We start from the raw sequence: 26,352 nt of genomic DNA on the forward strand, positions 1-26,352 counted from the left end.
TAGTAAAACGACTCAATCAAAGGCCATAAACGGCTTTTTATGACGAACGCCTCAAAGCAGTTAGCTTCGGGGCGTTTTTTTTGCGGTCCGCGGCGGGCATACTAGGCTGTCCCTTTCCCTGGTGTCGCCCGCCTCTATGCTTCGCGCCCTGATTGCCCTAGCTCTGACCTGCCTGCTCCAACCGGCCTTTGCCGATGAGCGCGCGCAAACCCAACAACAGTTGGACGCCACGCGTCAGGATATTACTGAGCTGAAAAAACTCCTCGGCAAACTGCAGGAGGAAAAATCCGGCGTGCAGAAAGAACTGCGCGGCACCGAAACCGAGATGGGCAAACTGGAGAAACAGGTCGAAACCCTGCAGAAAGAGCTGAAAAAAAGCGAATCCGAGCTGCAGCGACTCGATGAAGAGAAAAAAAAACTCCAGAGCGCGCGCATTGAACAGCAACGACTGATCGCTATTCAGGCCCGAGCCGCCTACCAGAACGGCCGTCAGGAATACTTGAAGCTGCTGCTAAATCAACAAAACCCGGAAAAGTTCGCCCGGACCCTGACCTATTACGACTACCTGAGCCAGGCACGCCTGGAGCAGCTGAAGAATTTCAACGAAACCCTGCGCCAACTGGCCAACGTCGAGCAGGACATCGCCATGCAGCAAGCCCAACTGCTGGTGCAGAAAAGCAGCCTCGACAGCCAGCGCGACGAACTCGACAAAGTCCGCAAAGAACGCCAATTGGCATTGGCCAGACTCAACGACGATGTGAAGGCTCGCGACCAGAAGCTTCAAGCCCGCGAGCAGGATCAAGCGGACCTGTCTAAAGTACTCAAAACCATCGAAGAAACTCTGGCCCGTCAGGCCCGCGAGGCAGAAGAAGCGCGGCAAAAAGCGTTGATCGCCCAGCAAGAAGCCGAAAAAAAGCGCTTGCGTGAGGCCCAGGCGGCTGCCGACGAGAGCCCGCACAAACCGGCTAAAGCCGCGCCCGGCCCCTTGGTTTCCAGTGCTGGAGCCTCCTACGGCGGCCCTTTTGCGTCAGCGCGCGGCAAACTTCCATGGCCGGTTGATGGTCGACTGCTTGCGCGTTTTGGTGAAACCCGTGGCGATGATGCCCGCACCAAGTGGGACGGCGTGATGATTAGCGCCTCCGCCGGCAGCCAGGTGCACGCCGTACATGGCGGTCGCGTGGTATTCGCCGACTGGTTGCGAGGGGCCGGGTTGCTGGTCATTCTCGACCATGGCAACGGGTTTCTGAGCCTTTATGGTCACAACCAGACGCTGCTTAAAGCCGCTGGTGATGTTGTAAAAGCCGGTGAGTCGATCTCCACTGTCGGCAACAGTGGCGGGCAAGACACGCCAGCGCTGTATTTCGCTATTCGTCAGCAGGGTCACCCGAGTGATCCGGCACAATGGTGCCGTGCGCAAGGATAAGCGCGTTACCTAATCTCAGGAGTTTGTTCGACATGCTGCATTTGTCCCGCCTAACCTCGCTGGCCCTGACGATCGCCATTGTGATCGGTGCGCCTCACGCGTTTGCCGCCCAAGCCGCTGCGGTGGCAACGGCCGCGACCACCAAGGCTCCATTGCCACTCGATGAGCTGCGCACTTTCGCCGAAGTCATGGACCGGATCAAGGCCGCCTATGTCGAACCCGTAGACGACAAGACCCTGCTGGAAAACGCCATCAAGGGCATGCTCAGCAACCTTGACCCGCACTCGGCCTATCTCGGCCCGGAAGACTTCGCTGATTTGCAGGAAAGCACCAGCGGCGAATTCGGTGGCCTGGGCATCGAAGTCGGCGCCGAAGACGGCTTCATCAAGGTCGTTTCGCCGATCGACGATACTCCAGCGTCCAAAGCAGGCATTCAGGCCGGCGACTTTATCGTCAAGATCAACGGCCAGCCGACTCGCGGCCAGAGCATGACCGAAGCGGTCGACAAAATGCGTGGCAAGATCGGCCAGAAAATCACCCTGACCCTGGTTCGCGACGGCGGCACACCGTTCGACGTGACGCTGACTCGCGCCACCATTCAGGTCAAAAGCGTGAAGAGCCAATTGCTCGAGTCCGGCTACGGTTACATCCGCATCACCCAGTTCCAGGTAAAAACCGGCGAGGAGGTCTCCAAGGCCCTGGCCAAGCTGCGCAAGGATAACGGCAAGCGGCTCAGCGGTATCGTCCTGGACCTGCGCAACAACCCGGGCGGCGTGCTGCAATCGGCTGTTGAAGTGGTCGACCACTTCATCACCAAGGGCCTGATTGTCTACACCAAGGGCCGCATCGCCAACTCCGAACTGCGTTTCTCCGCGACCGGTAAAGACGAAAGCGAAGCCGTACCAATGGTGGTGTTGATCAACGGTGGCAGCGCCTCGGCTTCGGAAATTGTCGCCGGCGCCCTGCAAGATCAAAAACGTGCTGTGTTGATGGGCACCACCAGCTTCGGTAAAGGCTCGGTGCAAACCGTACTGCCGCTGAACAATGACCGCGCGCTGAAAATCACCACCGCGCTGTACTACACCCCGAACGGTCGTTCGATCCAGGCTCAAGGCATCGTGCCGGACATCGAAGTGCGCAAAGCCAAAATCACCAACGAGCAAGACGGCGAATACTTCAAGGAAGCTGATCTGCAAGGTCACCTGGGCAATGGCAACGGCGGCGCCGACAAGCCAACCCGCGCCTCCGCAAAAGCCAAGCAGCCATCGCTGCAGGACGATGACTACCAGCTGGCCCAGGCCCTGAGCCTGCTCAAAGGCCTGAGCATCACCCGCGGCCACTGAGATGCGCTTTGCGCTCATCCTCAGTCTGCTGTGGGGTCTGGCGGGTGCTGCTCATGCAGCAACCGCCGAAACGACGGCAGCTCCGCACAAGGCTTACCTGAGCCTGATCATCGACGACCTCGGGCAAAACCTGCCACGGGATCGCCGAGTGCTGGCGCTTCCAGGGCCGGTGACCACTGCGATCATGCCCGACACTCCCCATGCTGCCGAATTTGCCCGCGAAGCTCACCGCGCTGGCAAGATCGTCATGTTGCACATGCCCATGGACCCGGCCACCGGCCCGTTTGCCTGGCATCCCGACCTCCCCATAGAAGAGCTTGAAAAGCGCCTGAATGCCGCGTTCAAGGCCGTTCCCTATACCAGTGGTATCAATAACCACATGGGCAGCCGCATGACCGCAGAAACCAAGGCCATGGCCTGGCTGATGGCCGAATTGCAGCGTCGGCACAAATTCTTCGTCGACAGCCGCACCAGCGCTAAAACCGTGGCCGCCGCCGAGGCGCAGAAGATTGGACTGGCGAGCGTTTCACGAGACGTGTTTCTCGACGATGAGCGCACCGAACAAGCCATCACTACCCAGTTGCAGACAGCAATCAGCCTGGCCCGCAAACAGGGCTCGGCGGTGATGATCGGCCACCCCTACCCGCAAACCCTCGCCGTACTCGAACGCGAACTGCCCAAGCTCAAGGCTCAGGGCATCGAGTGGATCGATATCAAGTTGATGATCAGCCTGCGCGGGAACAAGGCGACGGTGGGGCATGGGAAAGATGGGGTGTATCGCTAATAGATCGTTCCCACGCTCCGCGTGGTAACGCAGCCATGGGCGCTCCGCGCCCACTGTGACGCGCAGCGTCACGGGATGCATGCCCACGCAGAGCGTGGGAACGATCAGCGTGAAGGTTAGAGATACCGCGCCATGATGTCGTCGACCACGCCTTCCTTGCGCAGCTGGTCCAACGCGGCCTGCAACTTCGCCACCACCTCATCCGGCACATTCTTGTTCAACGCCAGATAAAGCTCGGCACTGTTAAAGCGCAACACGGTCTTGAGCCCGGTCACCCCGTCTTGTCGCGCGAGGTAGCGACCGGCCGGGTCGCCGGTGGCCCAGAGGTCGATCTGGCCGTGAACCAGCTTCTTCGCGTTGTCCTGATCGCGCAGGACCAACACGGGAGCTATACCTTGCTTGGTCAGGGTCTCGGCAATCGCGTCACCCTTATAGGCGCCGATCTTGTATTTGCGCGCCTGGTTGAGCGACTCCAGGGTGATCTTGCTGTCGGCCCTGGCCAGCATGATCCAGTCGTCCGGGCCGATGGGGCCAACCCATTTGAAGAGTTTTTCGCGATCTGGCAGACGCGCCATGACGAACACGCCGTATCCCGGCTTTTCCAGAGCGAGCTTGTAGATTCGCTCCCAGGGGAAGCGCAGGGTCAGGCTGTAGTTGATTCCGGCGCGCTTGAACATTTCGCGGACGATATCCACCGCGATACCGTTAATGTTCTCGTCCTGAGCGAAGTTTTTACCGTTCTTCGCCATGTTGTACGGTGGGAAGTTTTCCGTCAGCAACACCAGAGAGGTGTCGGTATTGTCTGCTGCGTGAGCGGCGCCAGTGAGCAACACCCAAGCGCTGGCGAGTACGAGGAAAAAACGTTTAAACATGACGAGCTACCGGAATCCATGGCGTGCCCAAGAGTGCCGTGAGCCCGCCATGCTGTCCAGCTTATCGAACCACGATGCCGCGATGCGCCATGTAGGCCTTGGCTTCCGGTACGGTGTATTCACCAAAGTGGAAGATACTCGCCGCCAGTACCGCGCTGGCGTGGCCTTCAAGAATGCCATCCGCCAGATGCTGCAGGTTACCGACACCGCCGGACGCAATCACCGGGATCCCCAAGGCATCGCTGATGGCCCGGGTGACGCCCAGATCGAAGCCGTTTTTCATGCCGTCCTGATCCATGCTGGTCAGCAGGATTTCACCGGCACCGAGGCCTTCCATTTTCTTCGCCCACTCCACGGCATCCAGGCCTGTCGGCTTGCGCCCACCGTGGGTGAAGATTTCCCAGCGTGGGGTTTCGCCCGGCAATGACACCTTCTTCGCGTCGATAGCGACGACGATGCATTGCGAGCCGAAATGCTGCGCGGCCTCGCCCACAAACTCAGGATTGAATACCGCTGCAGTGTTGATCGAGACTTTGTCCGCGCCGGCATTCAGCAGGTTGCGGATGTCCTGCACGGTACGCACACCGCCACCGACGGTCAGCGGGATAAACACCTGGCTGGCCATACGCTCGACGGTATGCAACGTGGTGTCGCGACCATCGACGCTGGCGGTGATGTCGAGAAAGGTAATCTCGTCGGCACCCTGCTCATCATAGCGACGGGCGATTTCCACCGGGTCGCCGGCATCACGGATGTTCTCGAACTTGACGCCCTTGACCACACGACCGTTGTCGACGTCCAGGCAAGGGATAATGCGTTTGGCCAGCGCCATGGTGAGTCCTCAGCCTTGATAGCTGTCGCAGAAGGCTTGCGCCTCGGCAACATCGAGAGTGCCTTCGTAGATCGCCCGGCCGGTGATGGCGCCGATGATCCCCGGCGCCTTGGCATCGAGCAGCGACTTGATGTCGCCCAGATTGTGGATACCGCCGGAGGCAATCACCGGGATCCGCGTGGCCGCGGCCAGCGCTGCGGTGTACGACACGTTGCAACCCTGCATCATGCCGTCTTTGGCGATATCGGTATAAACGATGGCGGACACGCCGTCGGCCTCGAACTGCCTGGCCAGGTCGATGACCTGCACGGTGCTGATTTCAGCCCAGCCGTCGGTGGCCACGAAGCCGTCTTTGGCGTCCAGACCGACGATCACCTTGCCCGGGAAGGCGCGGCAAGCCTGGGCAACGAACGCCGGATCTTTCACGGCTTTTGTGCCGATGATCACGTAGCTCACGCCCGCCTTGACGTAGTGCTCGATGGTTTCCAGCGAGCGGATACCGCCGCCGATCTGGATCGGCAGGTTCGGGTAACGCTTGGCAATCGCGGTGACCACTTCGCCGTTGACCGGCTGGCCTTCGAAAGCGCCGTTCAGATCGACCAGATGCAGACGGCGGCAACCACCCTCCACCCACTTGGCAGCCATGCTCACCGGATCATCGGAGAACACCGTGGAGTCTTCCATGCGGCCCTGGCGCAGACGTACACAAGCACCGTCTTTGAGATCGATAGCGGGAATAATCAGCATCTGGCAAACCTTAAAATTCGATTTTTCAGCTTCGCTCGGAAATCAGCTTTTCTCGAGCGCCCACAAGTCGCTTTCGATGCTTTCGAACCTCTCTTTGAGGTGCGCCTGCACATCGAAAATCGCCCTGTTGTAATAGTGTGGCGCAATTTCGCGGGTAAACAGCTCAAGGATTTCAGCCGCTTCGAACGAACCCAGATTCAGTTCGAAGCGATCTTCCATGAAGCGCTTGATCTTGTGATTCGCCTCGTTCTCCTGTTCGGGAGTGAGGGTCAGGATCGGCGGCTTCTTCTTGACGGCCATTTACCAGCGACCATCCCACGCAGCGAAGTTCTGCAGCAGTTGCAGGCCATGAGTATGGCTCTTCTCCGGGTGGAACTGCACGGCGAAACGCGAGCCATCAGCCAGCGCTGCGGCGAAGTCGACGCCGTAGTGACCGCCACCCACCACCTGCCGCGGATTGCCGGCAGCGATGTAGTAGCTGTGCACGAAGTAGAACCGTGCCAGGTCGGGAATGTTGTGCCACAGCGGGTGATCCACCGTCTGCTGCACTTCGTTCCAGCCCATGTGCGGGACTTTCAGGTGTTCGCCATCTTCGTGCAGGCCTTTGCCGAAGAACTTCACCTGGCCTGGAAACAGACCGATGCAGTCAACGCCATCGTTCTCTTCGCTATGGTCGAGCAAGGCTTGCATGCCGACACAGATGCCGAGAAACGGACGGTCCTGGCTGACTTCGCGCACCAGCGAGTCGAAGCCCAGGCGACGGATTTCCGCCATGCAATCGCGAATCGCGCCCACGCCGGGGAATACCACCCGGTCGGCTTCACGAATCACGCTGGCATCGCTGGTGATCAGCACCTTGCCGGCACCGACGTGCTCGAGGGCCTTGGCCACCGAGTGCAGGTTGCCCATGCCGTAATCGATAACCGCGACCGTCTGCATCAGAGCACGCCCTTGGTCGAAGGCATTTGCCCGGCCATGCGCTCATCCAGCTCGACGGCCATGCGCAGCGCGCGACCGAACGCCTTGAACACGGTCTCGATCTGGTGGTGGGTGTTGTGCCCACGCAGATTGTCGATGTGCAAGGAGACATTGGCGTGGTTGACGAAGCCCTGGAAGAATTCCTGGAACAGGTCGACATCGAAGCCGCCGACGGTAGCGCGGGTATAGGGCACGTGCATCTGCAGGCCTGGACGGCCGGAGAAGTCGATCACCACGCGCGACAGCGCTTCATCGAGCGGCACGTAGGCATGGCCGTAACGACGGATGCCTTTTTTGTCGCCGATGGCTTTGCTGAAGGCCTGACCCAGAGTGATACCAACGTCTTCCACGGTGTGGTGGTCGTCGATATGCAGGTCGCCCTTGCTTTCGATATCAATGTCGATCAACCCGTGACGGGCGATCTGATCAAGCATGTGCTCAAGAAAAGGAACACCGATATCAAATCGGGCCTTTCCGGTGCCATCCAGGTTGATCGAGGCTTTGATCTGGGTTTCCAGAGTGTCGCGCTCGACGGACGCCTTACGTTCGGCCATCACCAGCTCCGCAAAATCATTGGGCGAAAAAGGCAGTCATTATAGGCTTGCGGACGCCAAACAGAAACACGAAGGACGATATCACTGACGAGCTGAAAACAGTGCTGTCAGTGATATACATGTCAGGACAAGCTGTCACTCATCGCTGAGCGAGCTTTTGTAGGAGCGAGGCTTGCCCGCGAGGCGACGCGTCTGACACACCCCGTCATCGTTCATCGCGAGCAAGCTCGGCTCCTACAGGTTGGTGTTAGTGAAACAACACCGCAGTCTTCTGCAAGGTCACCCAGACACCCCACGCCAATGGGATGCCCACCACCAGCCACGCGGCAACTGCCAACGGTACGCTGCCCGGCGAAGCTTTCCACTCCAGCACGGTGGTGCTGTTTGCGCCCTTGTCATGACCCAGCGCCTGTTCCGCGGCAAGCTCGGCGTCGGTCATGAAGTGCTTGTCGGCCACCGGACGCACCAGCAGGTTACAGAGCAAACCCAGCACCAGCAGGCCCGCGAGAATGTACAAGGTGATGTCGTAAGCCGCCGCGCGCTCGACGCCAATGCTCAGCTGATACTCACGCAGGTAGTTCACCAGAACCGGACCGAGTACGCCGGCTGCTGCCCAGGCGGTGAGCAGACGACCATGGATTGCGCCGACCATTTGCGTGCCGAACAGGTCCGCCAGATAAGCCGGAACCGTCGCAAAACCGCCGCCATACATCGACAGGATGATGCAGAACGCCGCCACAAACAGCGCAATATTGCCCAGATGACCGAGGTTCGGGATCAACGCGTACAGTGCAAAACCCAGAGCGAAGAACACAAAGTAAGTGTTTTTACGACCCAGATAGTCCGAGAAGGTCGCCCAGAAGAAACGGCCACCGATGTTGAACAGGCTCAGCAATCCGGTAAAACCAGCCGCGATGACCGCGATCTGCCCCAACTGAGCGGCGTCCAGCTGGCCAAATGCCAGGCCATTGCCGAGCAGCTGACCGGCGAAAACTTCCTGCAGCAGCGGCGAAGCCATGCCAAGGATGCCGATACCGGCGGATACGTTCAGGCACAGCACCAGCCAGACCAGAATGAACTGCGGGGTTTTCCACGCGACGCTAACGTGCACATGGCGATGGGTAATCATCGCGTTGGCCGTTTTTTTCGCCGGCGCGGTCCAGCCTTCAGGTTTCCAGCCGGTTGGCGGAACGCGATAAGACAGCGCACCGCCGATCATGAATACGAAGTAAATCGCAGCCATCACCAGAAAGCTCTGCCACACGCCGACGCCCGTTGACGAAGCGAAATGACTCATCAAGGCTGCCGCCAGCGGAGCCCCCACCATCGCGCCGCCACCGAACCCCATGATCGCCATGCCAGTCGCCATGCCGCGCTTGTCCGGGAACCACTTGATCAGCGTCGAGACAGGCGAGATATAACCCAATCCCAACCCGATACCGCCAATGACCCCGGAGCCGATCCACATCAGCCATATCTGGTGGGTATAGATACCCAACGCAGAAATCATCAGACCGCCGCACCAGCACAACGCCGAAACGACGCCAGCCTTGCGCGGGCCGGCGTGTTCCAGCCAACCGCCCCAAATAGCCGCGGAACAGCCGAGGAAGATGAAGAACAACGTGAAAATCCAGCCCAGCATAGAGATCGGCCAGTCACACTTGGCCGAAAAGACCTGTGCGATAAAACTCATGTCCGGCGCGCACGCCACCGCAGCGCTGATGCCCAAGGCTTTGGACAGCGGCAACCAGAACACCGAGAAGCCGTAGGCCATACCGATGCACAAGTGGATGGCCAACGCGGCCGGTGGTACCAGCCAGCGGTTGAAACCGGGCCTGGCAATGATGCGCTCTTTAGACAGAAACGCTGGCTGGGCGGCGAGAATGCCCGCCTCGGAGCTGGAGCTCATTTATATTTCCCCCAATGATTAATAGGGTCCGTCAGCCACCCTTCACCCACAGCCTTGGTGCACGCAGGCATGACCGTTTTATCGGGTGAAACTTCTGGAACGCGACATCAAGTCGCAGAAGGACGGACGAACTGCGAAAGGTTACCATTTGCCCATGACAGAAAAACCAAACTGACATCACCTTTTCTGCGTCATCTGCTCCTGTACTGCTCAAGGAAATCCCATGCCCATCATTGTCGAGTCGCTAAACGAAGCCACCTATCAGGATCAACAGGACCTGCAGAAGATCTATCGCGACGCCCCGGACTGGCTGTTGGCGCCGTTCCAGGACTATCTGCAACTGATCGAAAGCAACTTGCGCGATGGCACCCTGATCGTCGGGCGCTTCAATGACCGGCTGCTGGGGGCCGCGCGCCTGCAACGACAGCAAGATGTCTGGCATTTATCTCAATTGTGCGTACGAAAAATCACCCGACGTCGCGGTGTGGCCGAGCGCCTGGTGAGCGAAGCACAACGAATGGTTGAACAAACCGGTGCAAAACTGCGTCTACTGGCACCTGCGGGGCATCTGGAAGCGCAAGCGCTGGCGGCCAAGCTGCACCTGCCGCTGGATGTTCTCTAGTCGCGATCCATGACCAGTCGTCAGAATCGGAGCGCTATACTCCCCGGCTAATTTACGAATTTCGACACACTACAAGGACTCGCCCATGAAAGCGTTTGGCAAAATCCTGGGTCTGGTAATTCTCGGGCTGTTGCTGATCATTGTGGCTCTGGGCTTCGCTCTGACCCATTTCTTCGATCCCAACGACTACAAAGACGAGATTCGCCAGATTGCCCGCGATAAGGCCCATATTGAGCTGACGCTCAATGGCGATATCGGCTGGAGCCTGTTCCCCTGGCTGGGCCTGGAGCTGCACGAAGCCGGCGTCGCGACTCTGGCCAACCCGACCAAACCTTTCGCCGATCTGCAGATGCTCGGTCTGTCGGTGCGAGTGTTGCCGCTATTGCGCCGCGAAGTGCAAATGAGCGATGTCCGCGTCGAAGGTCTGAACCTGCGCCTGAGTCGCGACAAGAACGGCCACGGCAATTGGGAAGATATTGGCAAGACCGTGCCGGTCGCCACACCGGCTGACGCTGGCGCAACGACAGCCAGCGAGCCCGCGCAAGCCAAGCCTGCAACGCCCGACAAGTCTGCCCAGCCGGCTCGCCTGGATATCGACAGCCTGACCATGAACAACGCTCGCGTTGAGTACGTTGATGAGCAGAGTGGCAAACAATTCAGTGCCGAAAGTATTCAACTGAGCACCGGCGCGATCCACGATGGGACGAACATCCCGGTCAAGCTGACCGCATTTCTGGGCAGCAACCAACCTGTGTTGCGGGTCAGGACCGAACTCAATGGTGACCTGCGCTTCGACCGCGCGCTCAAGCGTTATCAGTTTGAAGACATGAAACTGTCCGGCGAAGCTTCTGGCGATCCACTGCAAGGCAAGATCGTGACCTTCGCCGCCCAGGGCCAGTTGCTGGTGGACATGGCGGCGAACATTGCCGAATGGAACGGCCTGAAGCTGTCGGCCAACCAACTGCGTGCACTGGGCGAGCTCAAGGTCAATGATCTGGACAAGACCCCGCAAATCAGCGGCGGACTGTCGATTGCCCAGTTCGACCTGGCAAAATTTGTCGACAGCATCGACCAGAAGCTTCCAGCCATGGCAGAAGGCAGCCTGAGCAAAGTCGAACTGGTCAGCCGTCTAACTGGCACGCCGACCAGTATCGCCCTCGAAGACCTGAGTCTGAAACTCGACGGCAGCACCTTCACCGGGCGCATCGCGGTCGACGATTTCGCCAAACAGTCGCTGCGCGTACAGCTCAAGGGCGATACCTTCGACGCCGATCGCTACCTGCCGCCGAAATCCGCAGAGGCCAATAGCGCCGCGGTGACCCGCCAGGCCGAAGTGAAAAGCAGCGAAGCCGCCGCCATGGCTGGCAACTCACCACTGCCCGCCGCACCGACCAAAGACGCCTGGAGCACTGAAAAACTGCTGCCGGTCGAACGCCTGAGCAAACTGGATATCGACGCTGACCTGAACTTCGGCCTGTTGACTCTCGACAAATTGCCGATCCAGAACGCAGCGCTGAAGGCTTCCGGCCAGGGCGGTCTGCTCAAACTCGAGAACCTGCGCGGCGACCTCTACAACGGCAACTTCGAAGCCGATGGCAACCTTGACGTACGTCAGCCAGTGCCGCTGTTGAGCATGCAGACACGCATCAACAAAATACCGGTCGAACGCCTCCTCGAAAGCCAGGGAAAAACAACACCGGTCAAAGGTCTGGTCACGTTGAACAGCAACCTGACTGGCAGCGGTAACAGCCAGAAGGCGCTGATCGACAGCCTCAACGGCACCACCAGCTTCCTCATCAACAATGGCGTACTGCTCAACGCCAACCTCGAGCAACAGCTCTGCCACGGCATTGCCACGCTCAATCACAAAACCCTCAGCAGTGCACCGCGGGGCAAGGACACACCGTTCCGGGAGTTCCAGGGCAGCCTGACCTTGCATAACGGCGTGGCCAGCAACCCGGACCTGAAAGTGCGCATCCCCGGCCTGACCGTCAACGGTAACGGTGACATCGATCTGCGGGTACTCGGCATGGATTACCGCGTCGGCGTCATCATCGAAGGCGACAAGAGCGACATGCCGGACCCTGCCTGCGAAGTCAATCAACGCTACGCCGGCATCGAGTGGCCACTGCGCTGCCGTGGTCCGCTGGAGCTCGGCGCCAAAGCCTGCCGCCTGGACAACGATCGCCTGGGCCAGGTCGCGAGCAAACTGGCCGGCGACAAGCTCAACGAAAAACTTGAAGAGAAATTCGGCGATAAAGTCAGTCCAGAACTGAAAGACGCCCTCAAGGGGCTATTCAAACGATGAAATCCGAGCAATTTTCAACGGCGGTACTGGACTGGTACGACCGCCACGGCCGCCACGATTTGCCTTGGCAGCAAGGCATCACCCCGTATCGGGTGTGGGTCTCGGAAATCATGTTGCAGCAGACTCAGGTCAGCACCGTGCTGAACTACTTCGACCGTTTCATGGCGTCCTTGCCAACGGTCGAAGCCCTGGCCGCCGCCCCCGAAGACGAAGTGCTGCACCTGTGGACCGGCCTGGGTTACTACACCCGCGCCCGTAATCTGCAGAAGACCGCGAAAATCATCGTTGCCGACTACGCTGGAGAGTTTCCCCGCGACGTCGAAAAGCTCATCGAGCTGCCCGGTATCGGTTTGTCTACTGCTGGCGCCATCGCCAGCCTGAGCATGGGCCTGCGCGCGCCGATCCTCGACGGCAACGTCAAACGGGTGCTGGCGCGCTTTACTGCGCAAGAGGGCTACCCGGGCGAACCCAAGGTCGCCAAACAGCTGTGGGCCAACGCTGAGCGCTTTACACCCCACACCCGGGTCAACAACTACACCCAGGCAATGATGGACCTTGGCGCGACGCTCTGTACCCGCAGCAAGCCCAGTTGCCTGCTTTGCCCGCTGGAAAGCGGCTGCCAAGCGCACATGCTTGGCCTGGAGACTCGCTACCCGGTCCCCAAGCCGCGAAAGAGCGTCCCTCAGAAGCGCACCCTGATGCCGATGCTGGCCAACCGCGAAGGTGCCATTCTGCTTTATCGGCGCCCCTCCACGGGCCTGTGGGGCGGTCTCTGGAGCTTGCCGGAGCTGGATGACCTCGGCGACCTGGAACATCTGGCGCTGCAACACTCGCTGGAACTGGGCAAGCATCACGAACTGCAGAGCCTGATTCACACCTTCAGCCATTTCCAGTTGGCTATCGAACCCTGGCTGGTTCAGGTCCATACGTTCGGCCATCACGTGGCCGAGGCCGACTGGCTCTGGTATAACCTCGCCAACCCGCCGCGCCTGGGCCTTGCCGCCCCGGTGAAAAAGCTGCTGAAACGCGCGGCCGATGTATTGAACGCAGGAGAGTTGTCATGACCCGCACCATCATGTGCCGCAAGTACAAAGAAGAACTGCCCGCCCTCGAACGCGCTCCGTTTCCAGGGGCCAAAGGTGAAGACATTTTCAACCACGTTTCCCAGAAAGCCTGGGCCGACTGGCAGAAGCACCAGACCCTGCTGATCAATGAAAAACGCCTGAACATGATGAACGCCGAAGACCGCAAATATCTGCAGGGCGAAATGGACAAGTTCTTTTCCGGCGAGGATTACGCCAAGGCCGAAGGCTACGTTCCACCCGCTGAATAAACCCGTCGCAGAAGGTTTAGGCCGTAAGCGACGGTAATAATTAAACATTTTTTCAAATCGTGCTTGACGACCCCCTGAAAAACCCGTTTAATGCGCCCCGTTGCCCAGATAGCTCAGTCGGTAGAGCAGGGGATTGAAAATCCCCGTGTCGGCGGTTCGATTCCGTCTCTGGGCACCACATTCAGCTTTCATGTGGTGTCTAAAACCACGTGACAGCCCACAAAAAACCCGCCTTGTGCGGGTTTTTTGTTGTCTGTAGTTTTTGAAGAATTACTAATGACCTTCAGGCATCAGCGACTATTTGGCATCTTTCCAGTGGAAAACCAGATCACGAACAGCCCCGCCTTTGATTTCAACGGTGCTTCGTTGTTCTTGACCATTGCGAGTGCCGACGATGACATATTTACCGGGTGATAACTGAACATAAACGATAGGGCCGACCTGACTCAGCGTCAGCATTGAATGTCCCTGCATGTTCTGAATCGCGACATCGACATCAGGGATATATTCATTGCCCGGGCCGGTGGAAAAGGTCATGTGCAGGTTGTATCCCTTGGCCTGCTGAATGGCCCGTGACTCGTCCAGACCAATACCGCCTGACAGATAGGCAATACCGTTTTGCTGTTGTTGCTCAAGTTGCACTGCCGAACTATCGATCGGCTCTGCGCTGGCAGCCAGCAATACCGTTGCAGGCAAACCCGACAGCATGACCGCAGCAGCTCCAGAAAACGCAAGTATGCGCAAGGACTTCATGACGACGACTCCCGGGTTCTTACAGAACCCATGAATGCGATGCCACCACTAAGCGCTATGCCATAAAACGGCGGCATCCCGGTTTAGTCTCCCCCTGTATTGTTGATTCGCCTGATTCTAAAAAGTTTAAATTCGGCTTATTGGGCGTGAGACTTCACAACGCCGGAGTCGATGAACCGGACAATGGCGCCGCTGAAAAAAGACTGCCGATGTTTTCAGCCGATCCTATAGTGAGCAACTTGATCGTTCTTTCGTCTCTCCTGAAAAAGAGCCAGTGCCCATGAATCTGCAGAGTCCAGCCTCGCCTTCAGCGTCGCAGTCGCCAGTTGCCAAGGCACCGGGACCGTCGGTCACAACCGGGCCCTGCGACTCCTTCAAGGAAACCGCCGCCGATGGCTTCGTGCTTGGCGGATTCACCTGGCGCCATCTTCACGCAAACGCCGAGCGCCCGGTGGTGATTATCAACGCGGCCACCTCGGTGCGCTGCCGGCATTACTTTCGCTTCGCCGATTACCTGTTTGGCCACGGCTTCGATGTCATCGTCTACGACTATCGCGGGATCGGCGAGTCACGACCGGCATCGTTACGTGGCTTCAACGCGTCATGGTCGGATTGGGGCGCGCTCGATTTCGAAGCCATATTGCAACGCGCACGCAGGGAGTTCCCCGGCCAACCCATTGATGTGGTCGGCCATAGCTTCGGCGGCTGCGCAGCCGGGCTGGGCGCTTCGGGACACCTGATCCGGCGCCTGGTGACCGTAGGCGCGCAATTCGCCTACTGGCGCGACTATGCCCCCGCCAGCCGTCGGCAGATGTTCTGCAAGTGGCATCTGCTGATGCCGCTGGTGACGATGTTCTGCGGCTACTTTCCCGGCAAGCACCTGGGCTGGCTGGAAGATACCCCCGCCGGCGTAGTCCGGGACTGGAGCACCCCGACCGCACAGTACGAGAGGCGCCCCAGCGGGCGCATGTTCGACGAATTGCCATTCTCTACGGTGACAGCCCAGACACTCGCCATCAGCCTCAGCGACGATCCCTATGGCACTGTCGCAGCCATCGAGCGACTGCTTGGCTACTTCACTGCCAGCACGAAAACGCACTTGCGAATCGCCCCAGAAGACATCGGCGAAGTGGAAGTCGGACATTTCGCCTTTTTTCGCAGCCCTTACCAAGCCACACTATGGCCCATTGCATTGTCCTGGTTGCAGAACGGCGAGCTTGCCCCCGGCACACACGGGCGGCTAATGCCACGCCACGCACCCGCTTGACCTGCCCTTTTCAACGAATTACGGAACGAAGCCCATGGCATCCGCGAACAAACAACACAAACGCGCCTCCCGCGCCAAAGCCAAGGCCAAACAGAACCGGACTCAACGCGCGGGCACCTCAGTCGAAGCGCTGGATCCGAATGACGATCGCATCGACTTTGAATCGGTTGACTTGACCGAACTGTTCAAAAAAATGCGCGCCGCCGAAACCACCAGCCAGCAAGCGATGTGCGCGGTTTTCCTGGGGGATCCGCTGCTTGAGCTGGTGTTTGAGCAAGAAGGTGAAGAAGGCGCGACCGACTTCATCCTCGCCGCACTCATCGAGTATCGCCAGTGGTCCACCGAGGCGGACGAAACAACGGCGCTTGCCTGGATCGAGAGCCCGCAATTCCAGGCCGATTACGTTGCTGCATCAGACGCATTGCTGAAGCCGTAACGCTAACGCTTTCAAATCGACAAAAAACGGCCGCCGTCTGCACTGACGGCGGCCGTTTTCGTTATGAAGGTGTCACGATGCGCTCCATTCTTCGCCAGCCACTACGTATATCCTTCGACGGAGAAAGTGTGAGCCCCGACTTTATGGCCGGTCGTGAACAACCAGCCGATCAGGAGCGCGAGTCGTTCTAATGATCAAGTTCATGCTCGATACCAACATCTGCATCTTCACCATCAAGAACAAACCACAAATCGTGCGCGAGGCTTTCAATCGTCACCATGGTCAACTGTGCATCAGCGCTGTCACGCTAATGGAGCTGATCTACGGCGCCGAAAAGTCAGCAGCACCGGAAAAGAATCTGGCGGTAATCGAAGGTTTCTCCGCCCGGCCTGACGTACTGCCCTATGACTATGAAGCAGCTGCGCATACCGGCATGATCAGGTCCGAACTTGCTGAAGCGGGAACACCGATAGGTCCGTATGACCACATGATCGCTGGCCATGCCCGCTCAAAGGGCCTGATTGTAGTGACGAACAACCTTCGAGAGTTTGAACATGTTCGCGGCTTGCGCGTTGAAGACTGGGTAAACTCCTACTGAAACCAGGCTGCCAGGGTAAGCGGTGTGACGCTAACCCTTCACCGTAACTTGCGGGCCATCGTTTTTCCTGGGCGCTCAAACTGTGACGCACTGCGTCACGAATTGAACTGACATGCGTTGCCGCAACTCAGAAGCCAGCCATCAAAAAATACGGTTTATCGGGTTTTACTCCTGCGTTTTAATAGCCACAGACCCCCTCCTTCCCCTCCTTAAAACGACCGAAACCAATGGCATCCCTGAACAAACAACAGAAACGCGCCAAACGCGCGAAGGCCAAAGCCAAGCAACTGCGCATGGGAACCAGAAAACCCATAGCAATGTACGACGATCCGACCAGCATGGACGATGAGCAAATTCCGGAAGACATCCTGAATATGTTCATCCTCATGCAGGACGCGGAAGAGACCACCAGTCGCGTAGAGATGCTGATAAGAATGCTCATCTCGCTCAGCAAGATTATCGACGAGCAGCCGGAGCTGCTGGATATGGAAAATGCCGAGAACGAGGCAATGGCCGCTACTCACCTGGCCGCAGACATGCTGATTGATTACCGCATGTGGGCCGACGGTATTGATCGCGAGCAAGCCCAGCGCTGGCTTGAAGACCCTGAAGTCATAACAGATTTCGGGACTGCGCTGGACAGCTACAAAAAAGCACTCGATGTGCTTCTGGAAACGAACGAGTAAACCCATTCGTTAAAGCACCCGGAAACAAAAACGGCCGCTGTCATCCCTGACAGCGGCCGTTTTTGTTACGCGACTGAATCAACCATCAATTCAACACCGTCGCCCCACGCTTCTCGAGCTTGCGACGACGCGCCACCAGCAGACCCGCTGCGACCACCAGAACGCTCAGCAGACCCGTGGCGAGAATTTCCACGCGATGCTCTTCCTGGAACAGCATGATGGTCAGCACGCCGACGATAAACACGATCACCGCGTAGGTCAGCCCCGGGAATAGCCACATCTTGAAGGCAATCTTCTCACCGGCGGCCATGCGCTTCTGGCGCATACGCAGCTGGGATATGGCGATAACCAGGTACACCAGCAAAGCGATGGCACCGGAGCTGGCGAGCAGGAATTCGAACACTGCAGCCGGGGCCACATAGTTGGCGAATACCGCGAGGAACGCTGCTGCGGTGGACAGCATGACCGCCCAGTAAGGCGTGCCGCTGTTGTTGGTGCGCTTGGAGACTGCCGGCGCATCGCCGCGCTTGCCCAGAGAGAAGAGCATGCGCGAAGCGGTGTACAGCGCCGAGTTCAGGCAGCTGGTTACAGCAACCAATACCACCAGATCAACGATCAGCTTGGCGTTAGGAATACCCATGCGGTCGAGCACGGTCTGGTAGGAACCGACCTGCGCCAGGCTTGCGTCATTCCATGGCACCAGCGCCACGACGATGAAGATCGACACCAGGTAGAACAAGCCAATCCGCCAGATCACCGAGTTGGTGGCCTTGGAGATTTGCTGACCCGGGTTTTTCGATTCGGCGGCGGCGATGGTGACGATTTCGGTGCCCATGAACGAGAACATCGTGGTCAGAATCGCGGCCAGAACCGCACCCATGCCGTTAGGCAGGAAGCCTTGGGTATCGAACAGGTGCGAGACGCCGCTGACCTGGCTGCCTGGCAGCAGGCCGAAAATCGCCAGCACGCCAAGGATGATAAAGCCGATGATCGCTACGACCTTGACCAGTGCGAACCAGAATTCGAACTCGCCATAATTCTTCACGCTGCACAGGTTGGTCGCCGTCAGCAGCAGCGTAATGACCAGGGTGAAAGCCCAGATCGCCATGCCGGGAAACCAGGCGTGCAGAATAGTTGCCGCAGCGTTGGCTTCCAGCGGGATCACCAACACCCAGAACCACCAGTACAGCCAGCCGATAGTGAAGCCGGCCCAGTGACCGATCGCCCGATCGGCATACGTCGAGAACGAGCCGGTGTCCGGCGAAGCAATGGCCATTTCGGCCAGCATGCGCATTACCAATACCACCAGAGTACCGGCGGCTGCATAAGCCAGCAGTACCGCAGGACCGGCGGCTGCGATGGCGTGTCCGGAGCCGACAAACAGGCCGGCGCCGATGACTCCGGCGATCGACAGCATGGTCACATGCCGCGGTTTAAGCCCCTGTTCGAGGCCATTAGAGCTTTGGGTATTGCTCATTGAAACTACCTTTGCGATGAAGAGCGATTCAGTCCACTCCGTCTGCAGACTTTCTCGTAAAAAGAATCCAACGGAGCGTTCCTTATTTTTTACGCAAGTTCTGCGCCAAAATGTTTCATTGCGCCAGTTTCTGGGGGCTGCAGAGCAATCGGACAATCATCACAACCCATTGAGATTAATGGCATTTAGCCAGAACGTTACCTGTCCACCCACTTAAAGAATGAATGGGCGCACCAAAAACACACTCTCAAAGCACGCCACGCACAATTAAGGGGCGGATGTGGGGCCGTTTGGTTGCATAGCGCTTCCAACACCCGGCCAAAGCTGGCACCATCGCGCCCTTTTTTACGCGACACCCGCCGGGATGAAGGTTCAAACGAGTGTTCGGTTGTTGATGGCGCGACAGTCTGCTGCACCGATGCGACACCTCCCCACACGCCCCCCGTTTGCGCCCCGTAGCGCTGTTGGCTGTCATTCAAACGCTATGCTAGCTTGGCCGCCTCGCCAGGACGGCCGCCTACAGCAGGAGCGCAATAGAACACATGAGGACCGCACATGGCTGAGGCCACGCCCGCGCTTGAAATCCGCAACTTGCATAAACGCTACGGTACGCTTGAGGTACTCAAAGGTATCTCGCTGACCGCACGCGACGGCGATGTGATCTCGATCCTGGGTTCCTCCGGTTCCGGCAAGTCCACGTTCCTTCGTTGCATCAACCTGCTGGAAAACCCGCACCAGGGCCAGATTCTGGTGGCTGGCGAAGAGCTCAAGCTCAAAGCCGCGAAAAACGGCGAGCTGATCGCTGCCGATGGCCGGCAGATCAACCGCATGCGCAGCGAAATCGGTTTCGTGTTCCAGAACTTCAACCTCTGGCCACACATGAGCGTGCTCGACAACATCATCGAAGCGCCGCGTCGCGTACTCGGGCAGAGCAAGGCCGAAGCCACCGAAATCGCTGAAGCCCTGCTGGCCAAGGTCGGCATCGCCGACAAACGCCACGCCTACCCCGCGCAACTCTCCGGCGGTCAGCAACAACGCGCGGCCATCGCCCGCACCCTGGCGATGCAACCCAAAGTCATTCTGTTCGATGAGCCGACTTCGGCCCTTGACCCGGAAATGGTCCAGGAAGTACTTAATGTGATCCGCGCGCTGGCCGAAGAAGGCCGCACCATGCTTCTGGTCACGCATGAAATGGGCTTTGCCCGACAGGTTTCCAGTGAAGTGGTATTCCTTCATCAGGGTCTGATCGAAGAGCAAGGATCGCCACAGCAGGTGTTCGAAAACCCGCTTTCGGCGCGCTGCAAACAATTCATGTCCAGCAACCGCTAACGGAGCAACACCCAATGCAGAGCTATAAAAAATTCCTCCTGGCCGCTGCCGTTACCCTGGCGTTCAGCGCCACCGCGGCTGCTGAAACCTTGAAGATGGGCATCGAAGCGGCCTACCCGCCGTTCAACAATAAAGATGCTAGCGGCCAGGTCGTCGGTTTCGACGTCGAAATCGGCAACGCCCTGTGCGCCAAGATGAAAGCCGAGTGCACCATCGTCACCTCCGATTGGGACGGCATCATCCCGGCCTTGAACGCAAAGAAGTTCGACTTCCTGATCTCTTCGATGTCGATCACTGAAGAACGCAAGCAAGCCGTCGACTTCAGCGATCCGTACTACTCGAACAAGCTGCAATTCATCGCGGCCAAAGATAAAACCGACTTCAAGACCGACAAAGACTCTCTGAAAGGCAAAGTCATCGGTGCCCAACGCGCGACCCTGGCCGGTACCTGGCTGGAAGACCACCTGGGTGACGCGGTCGAGATCAAACTCTACGACACCCAGGAAAACGCCTACCTGGACCTGACTTCCGGCCGCGTCGACGCGATCCTGGCAGACAAGTACGTCAACTATGAGTGGCTCAAAAGCGATGCCGGCAAGCCTTATGAGTTCAAGGGCGACCCGGTGGAAGAAAGCGACAAGATCGGTATCGCTGTACGCAAAGGCGACCCGATTCGCGAGAAGCTGAACGCTGCGCTGAAAGAAATCGTGGCTGACGGCACCTACAAGAAGATCAACGACAAGTACTTCCCGTTCAGCATCTATTGATACTGACGCGCCCGACCGGCACCGCCTCAGGCGGTTGCCGGTCCTTCGCAAAGCCTGCTGTGATTTGAATAAAAATCCATGAATATCGATCTCTACGGATTCGGCCCGGCGCTCGCCGCCGGCGCGCTGATGACCGTCAAACTGGCTCTCTCGGCATTGTGCCTGGGGCTGGTTCTCGGTCTGCTCGGCGCCCTGGCCAAGACTTCCCCGTACAAGCCGTTGCAATGGCTTGGCGGTACTTACTCGACGCTGGTTCGAGGCATCCCGGAACTGCTTTGGGTGCTGCTGATTTACTTCGGCACGGTCAACCTGATGCGGGCGCTGGGTGAGTTTTTCGGCAACCCCGATCTGGAACTCAATGCCTTCGCTGCCGGCGTGATCGCCCTTGGCTTGTGCTTTGGCGCCTATGCCACAGAAGTCTTTCGCGGTGCGATTCTGGCGATCCCCAAAGGCCATCGTGAAGCAGGCGTGGCCCTGGGCCTGTCGAAGTTCCGGATTTTCACCCGGCTGATCATGCCGCAAATGTGGCGCATTGCCCTGCCAGGGCTGGGCAACCTGTTCATGATCCTGATGAAGGACACCGCGCTGGTTTCGGTCATCGGCCTGGAAGAAATCATGCGCCACGCGCAAATCGGCGTAACCGTGTCCAAGCAGCCGTTCACCTTCTATATGGTTGCCGCCTTCATGTACCTGGGCCTGACGATTCTTGCCATGACCGGCATGCACTTTTTGGAAAAACGCGCCGCTCGCGGTTTCGCCAGGAGCACGCAATGAACTGGGAAGTGATCATCAAGTGGCTGCCGAAACTGGCGCAGGGCGCGACCCTGACCCTGGAACTGGTCGCTATCGCCGTCATCCTCGGGTTGCTGCTGGCTATTCCGCTGGGTATCGCCCGCTCGTCGCGGAGCAGGTACGTACGCGCCCTGCCTTACGCCTACATTTTCTTCTTCCGTGGTACGCCGCTGCTGGTGCAGTTGTTCCTGGTCTACTACGGCCTGGCGCAGTTCGACGCGGTGCGTGAAAGCGCCATGTGGCCTTACCTGCGCAATCCGTTCTGGTGCGCCACCGCCACCATGACCCTGCACACGGCGGCCTACATCGCCGAGATCCTGCGCGGCGCGATCCAGGCCATTCCACCCGGCGAAATCGAAGCGGCGCGTGCTCTGGGCATGTCGCGCCCCAAGGCGCTGTTCTACATCATGCTGCCGCGTGCAGCGCGGATCGGTTTACCGGCCTACAGCAACGAAGTGATCCTGATGCTCAAGGCCAGCGCGCTGGCCAGCACCGTGACCTTGCTGGAACTGACCGGCATGGCCCGAACCATCATTGCGCGGACTTATCTGCCAGTGGAGATTTTCTTCGCTGCAGGGATGTTCTACCTGCTGATGGCCTATGTGCTGGTGCGCGGCTTCAAGCTGCTGGAGCGCTGGTTGCGCGTCGATGCCTCTCAGGGACGCTGATCTGCCGCCGCTGCTTACGGGCGAGCAACTGCTCGCCCGTTTCAAGGCACTGGACGCGTTTCTGATCGAGCATCAGGCGCTGTGGCGACCGCGTCCTTTTACCCATCGGCAGCTGCCGTGGGAAGCGCAGCATCCCGAGCTGGCCAACTGGCTACGGCAACGTTCGCTGGACGACGCCGAAGCCAGCCACAACCAGCCACAACACCTCGATGCCCCCGCTCCGTTTTCAGCGCTGGCCGCCACGTCCGCCGCACTCAGCGCTGTCGGTGAGCTGCCCAGCCATCCGCTCGATCCTGCCGCCCGACGCTTGAACGTCGATGTTCCCGGACGCAAGTGGCAGCAGATCGAAGCCTTTGCCCAGTGCCTGCAATTTGCCGAGGAGCCCAGACACTGGCTCGACTGGTGCTCGGGTAAAGGCCATTTGGGGCGCCGCCTGCTGCACGCCGGACAACAGCTGACCTGCCTGGAATACGACCCGGAGCTGATCGATGCCGGTGAACAGCTCAGCCAGCGACATCAGCTACCGGTTACCCATGTCCAGCAAGACGTCCTGGCAACGGACGCTGCTGCTCGCCTGACCGCCGAACACACCCCGGTCGCGCTGCATGCCTGCGGTGACCTGCACGTGCGTCTGATGCAACTGGCCAGCGGAGCGGGCTGCAAGCAACTGGCAATCGCGCCTTGCTGCTACAACCGCATCCAGAGCAGCGAGTACCAGGCACTTTCAGTCGCGGCCAAGGCATCCGGCCTACAGCTATCGCTCGATGATCTGGCGCTGCCCCTCAGCGAAACCGTCACTGCTGGCGCTCGCATACGGCGCCAGCGTGACACCTCGATGGCCCGACGGCTGGCCTTCGATCTGCTGCAACGGCAACTGCGCGGGTGCGACGAGTATCTGCCAACACCCTCATTGCCCAGTGCCTGGCTGGACAAGCCGTTCGCCGACTACTGTCGTGATCTCGCCGCACTCAAAGATTTATCCACCGTCGAGCAGGATTGGTCGGCACTGGAAACCGCTGGCTGGCAACGCCTGGCGCAGGTGCGCAACCTGGAGTTGCTACGCGGCCTGTTTCGTCGGCCACTGGAACTCTGGCTGGTGCTTGATCGGGCACTTTTTCTGCAAGAGCAAAACTACCGCGTGCGCCTCGGAGTGTTCTGCGAAACCCCACTGACACCCCGCAACCTGATGCTGCTGGCCGAACGCAAATAGCCCCCTTTTTACTCCCCAGCCTGTGGATAACTCTGTTGATGAAACTTTCGCGGATCCAATTCCAGAGCCATTTCAGAGCTGAAACAACAACTGTTCAATTTTCGTTCAGCCAATAAAAAACCGAAAAAACAGCCAGTTGCGCACAAATGAGAACCAGATCACAAAATGGCGCATTGTCCAGACTTGCAACCACTCAGTTGTGCATAAACGTTCAAGCCAAAGGGCATAAACGCGCTCGAAAAGCTGAGCTATCGTCTTCAAACGCCAGAATGGTCTGGCGAGAGGACAGCAAGGAGCTCGCACACCATGAGCACAGTGAACAGTGCGCAGGAAGCTGTAGATACCGTCGCCGATCAGGCCATTCTCGCCGCCATGCAGAAAACCTTCGCCGTCGGTGGCGCCATCATCGATAACGCCACCGGCGAGGTCATCGCCGCACTACACAACAACGTACTGATGCCTTTCCCGGGCAGCGGCACCACCTACTTCCTGCCTCACGACCCGACCGCCCACGGCGAGCGGCAGCTGGTCGACTGGTACTACGAAAACGTCGCGGCGCTGAACCTTCCCACGCCCGGCCAACTGACCATCGTCACCACCCTGGACCCTTGCGCCATGTGTGCCGGCGCCCTGCTCACTGCCGGTTTCAACGTCGCCGTCAGCGCGATCGATACCTATGCCGGGGTCAACTACAACAGCGAGTTCAACTTCCCGTCCCTGCCGCCGCAGATTCGTCAGCAGGCGCAAGACACCTGGGGCTATTACGCCGTCGGCGATCCGGTCAATCGTGCCTATCAAGGATCAAAAAGCCCGGTGTTCGCCGGCCAGACCATCAATTCGCGAGCCTATTACCTCACCGGCTCGATCTTCGACGCCAGCGTCAACACAGTGCGCGAAGCGAGCAACAACAGTGGCGTGGAACCTTCAAAGCTGAAGAACCCCGCGACACTCCCGGCCAACAGCCCGGTGCGCAAGGCGCTGTCCAGGCTGAGCCCGTACGCCTTGACCGTTCAATCGGCCAACCCGCGAGACCCCGGTGCCGAACTGGCGCCGCCACTGCTCAAGACCGCACAGCAAGCCGACGTCTTCAACTCCGTGGCCCTGCTCGACCCCTTCGGCAACTTGCTGGTGTGCCTGGGCGGGGTAGAGAACGAGTCACCGATTAGAACCGCGTTCATGGAAACCACCCGCGGCTACGCCGTCATGCGCTGGACCTTGATGAATGACCCGGACCCACTGGTACGCGAACAAGCCGAGCAATACCTGACGCACCCAAAATACGGCACCTTCGTGTTCCTCTACGCTCCCGACCCCACCACCGCGCAAGCGGTGATGACCCTCGGTGCCTACGGTTCGACCATGGAAGGCCCGGTTCCCCAGAGTTACCCGTCGAACCTGCAATACGTACTGCTGCCGGGTAATGTCACGCCTCAGGCGCTGTCGATACTGGCCCAGGACCTTCCACCGTTCTACACCCAAAGCGTGCAAGTGGCTCCGGCCCAGGTCCTGAGCCAGGACTTGATCAATGCGGTCAAGAACGGCGTGTAGCACGCTGAAGTAACCTGCAAAGGCCAGGCCCGTTGAGCGATCAACGGGCCTGCGGCCCCGCACCCGTATTTGGCCGCTTCGCCACCACACGTTCCGCCTCAAGATAGCTAAACTCTGACATCGGGCCTGCAACACAGGCACTGAAGCGATTGGCGCGCGCGCCACCATCCCAACGCAGTTCGGACTATCAGGAAGAGACAGTGACGTTCATTTCTTACGCACAAAATTTCGAAGATATACGGTTGTGGCGCGCGCTGAAGTACATCGAAAACGGTTTCTACATCGACGTCGGGGCCAATGATCCGACCCTGGACTCGGTCACCCGGGCGTTCTACGACCACGGCTGGAACGGCATCAACATCGAGCCGCTCCAGGGCTACTATGACGCCCTTTGCCAGCAACGGCCCTTGGACACAAACCTTCAATGCGTGGCCGGAGAAACCGTACAAGACCTCACCTTCTACGGGATCGCCGGCACCGGGCTTTCGACCCTGGATGCAAACATCGCCAGGCAACACAAAGACGCCGGCATGGACGTGCGCAGCCAAACCGTCCAGTCGCGGACCTTGGCCTCGATCTGCGAAGAACACGTAAACGGCCCGATCCACTTTCTGAAAATCGACGTCGAAGGCCATGAAGAAACCGTCCTGCGCGGCATGGACTTCAACAAATGGCGGCCCTGGATCATCCTCATCGAAACCCCATGGAACCGCGACCAGACCTGGGAAAAAATCGTCACCGACGCCCGCTACCACCCCGTGCAATTCGACGGCATCAACACCTTCTACCTGGCCGAAGAACACCTGGACCTCAAACCGGCATTCGACATCCCGCCATGCAACCTGGACGACTTCCAGTTTTGCTACGGGCATAAATTCAGCCACCCCGTATCCGGCACCGAAAAAGACCTGATCGCCGAACGGCGCCGGGCCGAAAAAGCCGAGGCAGAACTGCACGCCATGAGAAACAGCCGGTCATGGCGAGCCATTCAAAAACTCAAGAATGTGCTGGTTCGTAGCCGCGCTTGAGCCGCGCCACAAAATCAGCCGCAAAATCCTCCGGCGAGCAATCCATTGTGCATAAACCTTCAAGCGAAAAGGCATAACACCCCTTCAG

The 26,352-nt window shown here is 58.8% G+C and carries 27 protein-coding genes, 1 tRNA gene and 1 pseudogene; 20 read left to right on the forward strand and 9 right to left on the reverse strand.

The genetic code is table 11. The features are described from left to right. Positions 1-136: 136 nt before the first annotated feature. From AC07W5_RS05555 to AC07W5_RS05565, 3 genes are read left to right on the forward strand one after another with little or no spacing between them, the layout of a single operon-like run. Positions 137-1,423 (forward strand): murein hydrolase activator EnvC family protein, encoded by a 1,287-nt coding sequence (locus tag AC07W5_RS05555; protein WP_494994349.1) that lies wholly within the window; start codon positions 137-139, stop codon positions 1,421-1,423. Between the two features lie 32 nt (positions 1,424-1,455). Then, on the forward strand, positions 1,456-2,766 hold the full coding sequence (locus AC07W5_RS05560; RefSeq protein WP_494994350.1) for a S41 family peptidase: 1,311 nt from the start codon (positions 1,456-1,458) through the stop codon (positions 2,764-2,766). 1 nt (position 2,767) lies between these two features. Further along, the gene (locus AC07W5_RS05565) at positions 2,768-3,550 is read left to right on the forward strand and encodes a divergent polysaccharide deacetylase family protein (RefSeq protein WP_495011030.1); all 783 of its coding nucleotides are present in this window, start codon (positions 2,768-2,770) and stop codon (positions 3,548-3,550) included. 116 nt (positions 3,551-3,666) lie between these two features. On the opposite strand, the gene AC07W5_RS05570 is transcribed toward AC07W5_RS05565, so the two are convergent. From AC07W5_RS05570 to AC07W5_RS05600, 7 genes are all read right to left on the reverse strand, one after another. Beyond that, positions 3,667-4,422, reverse strand: a complete 756-nt coding sequence (locus tag AC07W5_RS05570) for a substrate-binding periplasmic protein (protein WP_495011029.1) — start codon at positions 4,420-4,422, stop codon at positions 3,667-3,669. Between the two features lie 61 nt (positions 4,423-4,483). Next, the gene (gene hisF / locus AC07W5_RS05575; RefSeq protein WP_489375885.1) at positions 4,484-5,254 is read right to left on the reverse strand and encodes an imidazole glycerol phosphate synthase subunit HisF; all 771 of its coding nucleotides are present in this window, start codon (positions 5,252-5,254) and stop codon (positions 4,484-4,486) included. 9 nt (positions 5,255-5,263) lie between these two features. After that, positions 5,264-6,001 carry a 1-(5-phosphoribosyl)-5-[(5-phosphoribosylamino)methylideneamino]imidazole-4-carboxamide isomerase gene (gene hisA, locus AC07W5_RS05580; protein ID WP_494994354.1) on the reverse strand — a complete coding sequence of 246 codons (738 nt, stop codon included), beginning with the start codon at positions 5,999-6,001 and terminating at the stop codon, positions 5,264-5,266. Between the two features lie 42 nt (positions 6,002-6,043). Then, positions 6,044-6,301 carry a DUF2164 domain-containing protein gene (locus AC07W5_RS05585; protein ID WP_494994355.1) on the reverse strand — a complete coding sequence of 86 codons (258 nt, stop codon included), beginning with the start codon at positions 6,299-6,301 and terminating at the stop codon, positions 6,044-6,046. Then, complete coding sequence (gene hisH, locus AC07W5_RS05590) at positions 6,302-6,940, reverse strand: imidazole glycerol phosphate synthase subunit HisH (protein WP_494994356.1); 639 nt, start codon at positions 6,938-6,940, stop codon at positions 6,302-6,304. After that, positions 6,940-7,533: an imidazoleglycerol-phosphate dehydratase HisB gene (hisB, locus tag AC07W5_RS05595; RefSeq protein ID WP_494994357.1), complete on the reverse strand. Its 594-nt coding sequence runs from the start codon at positions 7,531-7,533 to the stop codon at positions 6,940-6,942. Before hisB ends, hisH begins: the two co-directional genes overlap by 1 nt. A gap of 247 nt (positions 7,534-7,780) precedes the next feature. Beyond that, on the reverse strand, positions 7,781-9,442 hold the full coding sequence (locus AC07W5_RS05600; RefSeq protein WP_494994358.1) for an OFA family MFS transporter: 1,662 nt from the start codon (positions 9,440-9,442) through the stop codon (positions 7,781-7,783). Between the two features lie 223 nt (positions 9,443-9,665). Here AC07W5_RS05600 and AC07W5_RS05605 point away from each other — a divergent pair, with 223 nt between their 5' ends. The 5 genes from AC07W5_RS05605 (at position 9,666) to AC07W5_RS05625 (ending at position 13,883) form a co-directional block, all read left to right on the forward strand. After that, entirely contained in the window at positions 9,666-10,064 is a 399-nt protein-coding gene (locus AC07W5_RS05605; RefSeq protein ID WP_494994359.1) for an acetyl-CoA sensor PanZ family protein, read from the forward strand. 85 nt (positions 10,065-10,149) lie between these two features. Next, positions 10,150-12,372, forward strand: a complete 2,223-nt coding sequence (locus AC07W5_RS05610) for an AsmA family protein (protein WP_495022921.1) — start codon at positions 10,150-10,152, stop codon at positions 12,370-12,372. Next, on the forward strand, positions 12,369-13,436 hold the full coding sequence (mutY, locus tag AC07W5_RS05615; RefSeq protein ID WP_494994361.1) for an A/G-specific adenine glycosylase: 1,068 nt from the start codon (positions 12,369-12,371) through the stop codon (positions 13,434-13,436). Before AC07W5_RS05610 ends, mutY begins: the two co-directional genes overlap by 4 nt. Continuing rightward, a complete protein-coding gene (locus AC07W5_RS05620) occupies positions 13,433-13,705 on the forward strand; it encodes an oxidative damage protection protein (RefSeq protein WP_494994362.1) in 273 nt (90 codons plus the stop codon). The genes mutY and AC07W5_RS05620 overlap by 4 nt, the downstream gene beginning before the upstream one ends. A gap of 102 nt (positions 13,706-13,807) precedes the next feature. Continuing rightward, a tRNA-Phe gene (locus AC07W5_RS05625) sits at positions 13,808-13,883 on the forward strand. Positions 13,884-14,002: 119 nt separating this feature from the next. Here the strand turns inward: AC07W5_RS05625 and AC07W5_RS05630 are convergent. Beyond that, positions 14,003-14,458, reverse strand: a complete 456-nt coding sequence (locus tag AC07W5_RS05630; RefSeq protein ID WP_495011025.1) for a carboxypeptidase regulatory-like domain-containing protein — start codon at positions 14,456-14,458, stop codon at positions 14,003-14,005. A 280-nt stretch (positions 14,459-14,738) separates the two neighbouring features. On the opposite strand from AC07W5_RS05630, the gene AC07W5_RS05635 reads away from it, so the two are divergent. From AC07W5_RS05635 to AC07W5_RS05655, 5 genes and pseudogenes are all read left to right on the forward strand, one after another. Continuing rightward, positions 14,739-15,725, forward strand: a complete 987-nt coding sequence (locus AC07W5_RS05635) for an alpha/beta hydrolase family protein (RefSeq protein WP_495022922.1) — start codon at positions 14,739-14,741, stop codon at positions 15,723-15,725. 34 nt (positions 15,726-15,759) lie between these two features. Beyond that, entirely contained in the window at positions 15,760-16,161 is a 402-nt protein-coding gene (locus AC07W5_RS05640; protein ID WP_495011023.1) for a hypothetical protein, read from the forward strand. Positions 16,162-16,274: 113 nt separating this feature from the next. Continuing rightward, a pseudogene (locus AC07W5_RS05645) lies at positions 16,275-16,352 on the forward strand (AbrB/MazE/SpoVT family DNA-binding domain-containing protein); the annotation flags it as partial. Next, positions 16,352-16,759 (forward strand): type II toxin-antitoxin system tRNA(fMet)-specific endonuclease VapC, encoded by a 408-nt coding sequence (gene vapC / locus AC07W5_RS05650; protein WP_495022923.1) that lies wholly within the window; start codon positions 16,352-16,354, stop codon positions 16,757-16,759. The pseudogene AC07W5_RS05645 and the gene vapC, both read left to right, overlap by 1 nt. Positions 16,760-16,986: 227 nt before the next feature. Further along, positions 16,987-17,445 carry a hypothetical protein gene (locus tag AC07W5_RS05655; RefSeq protein ID WP_495011020.1) on the forward strand — a complete coding sequence of 153 codons (459 nt, stop codon included), beginning with the start codon at positions 16,987-16,989 and terminating at the stop codon, positions 17,443-17,445. An 85-nt stretch (positions 17,446-17,530) separates the two neighbouring features. Here the strand turns inward: AC07W5_RS05655 and gabP are convergent, their stop codons facing one another. Next, on the reverse strand, positions 17,531-18,922 hold the full coding sequence (gene gabP / locus AC07W5_RS05660) for a GABA permease (RefSeq protein WP_495011019.1): 1,392 nt from the start codon (positions 18,920-18,922) through the stop codon (positions 17,531-17,533). Positions 18,923-19,477: 555 nt separating this feature from the next. Here gabP and AC07W5_RS05665 point away from each other — a divergent pair. From AC07W5_RS05665 to AC07W5_RS05695, 7 genes are all read left to right on the forward strand, one after another. Next, positions 19,478-20,251, forward strand: coding sequence for an ABC transporter ATP-binding protein (locus AC07W5_RS05665; RefSeq protein WP_494994370.1), 774 nt, complete (start codon positions 19,478-19,480; stop codon positions 20,249-20,251). A gap of 14 nt (positions 20,252-20,265) precedes the next feature. Continuing rightward, the gene (locus tag AC07W5_RS05670; RefSeq protein WP_494994371.1) at positions 20,266-21,018 is read left to right on the forward strand and encodes an ABC transporter substrate-binding protein; all 753 of its coding nucleotides are present in this window, start codon (positions 20,266-20,268) and stop codon (positions 21,016-21,018) included. A 78-nt stretch (positions 21,019-21,096) separates the two neighbouring features. Next, on the forward strand, positions 21,097-21,792 hold the full coding sequence (locus AC07W5_RS05675) for an ABC transporter permease (protein WP_494994372.1): 696 nt from the start codon (positions 21,097-21,099) through the stop codon (positions 21,790-21,792). Then, positions 21,789-22,478 (forward strand): ABC transporter permease, encoded by a 690-nt coding sequence (locus AC07W5_RS05680; RefSeq protein WP_494994373.1) that lies wholly within the window; start codon positions 21,789-21,791, stop codon positions 22,476-22,478. Before AC07W5_RS05675 ends, AC07W5_RS05680 begins: the two co-directional genes overlap by 4 nt. Then, the gene (locus AC07W5_RS05685; RefSeq protein ID WP_495022924.1) at positions 22,459-23,688 is read left to right on the forward strand and encodes a methyltransferase; all 1,230 of its coding nucleotides are present in this window, start codon (positions 22,459-22,461) and stop codon (positions 23,686-23,688) included. The genes AC07W5_RS05680 and AC07W5_RS05685 overlap by 20 nt, the downstream gene beginning before the upstream one ends. A 306-nt stretch (positions 23,689-23,994) precedes the next feature. Then, the gene (locus AC07W5_RS05690; RefSeq protein WP_495011016.1) at positions 23,995-25,236 is read left to right on the forward strand and encodes a nucleoside deaminase; all 1,242 of its coding nucleotides are present in this window, start codon (positions 23,995-23,997) and stop codon (positions 25,234-25,236) included. Positions 25,237-25,436: 200 nt separating this feature from the next. Beyond that, positions 25,437-26,264, forward strand: coding sequence for an FkbM family methyltransferase (locus tag AC07W5_RS05695; protein WP_495011015.1), 828 nt, complete (start codon positions 25,437-25,439; stop codon positions 26,262-26,264). Positions 26,265-26,352: the final 88 nt, after the last annotated feature.

The organism is Pseudomonas sp. GW821-FHT01E05 (assembly GCF_059422425.1).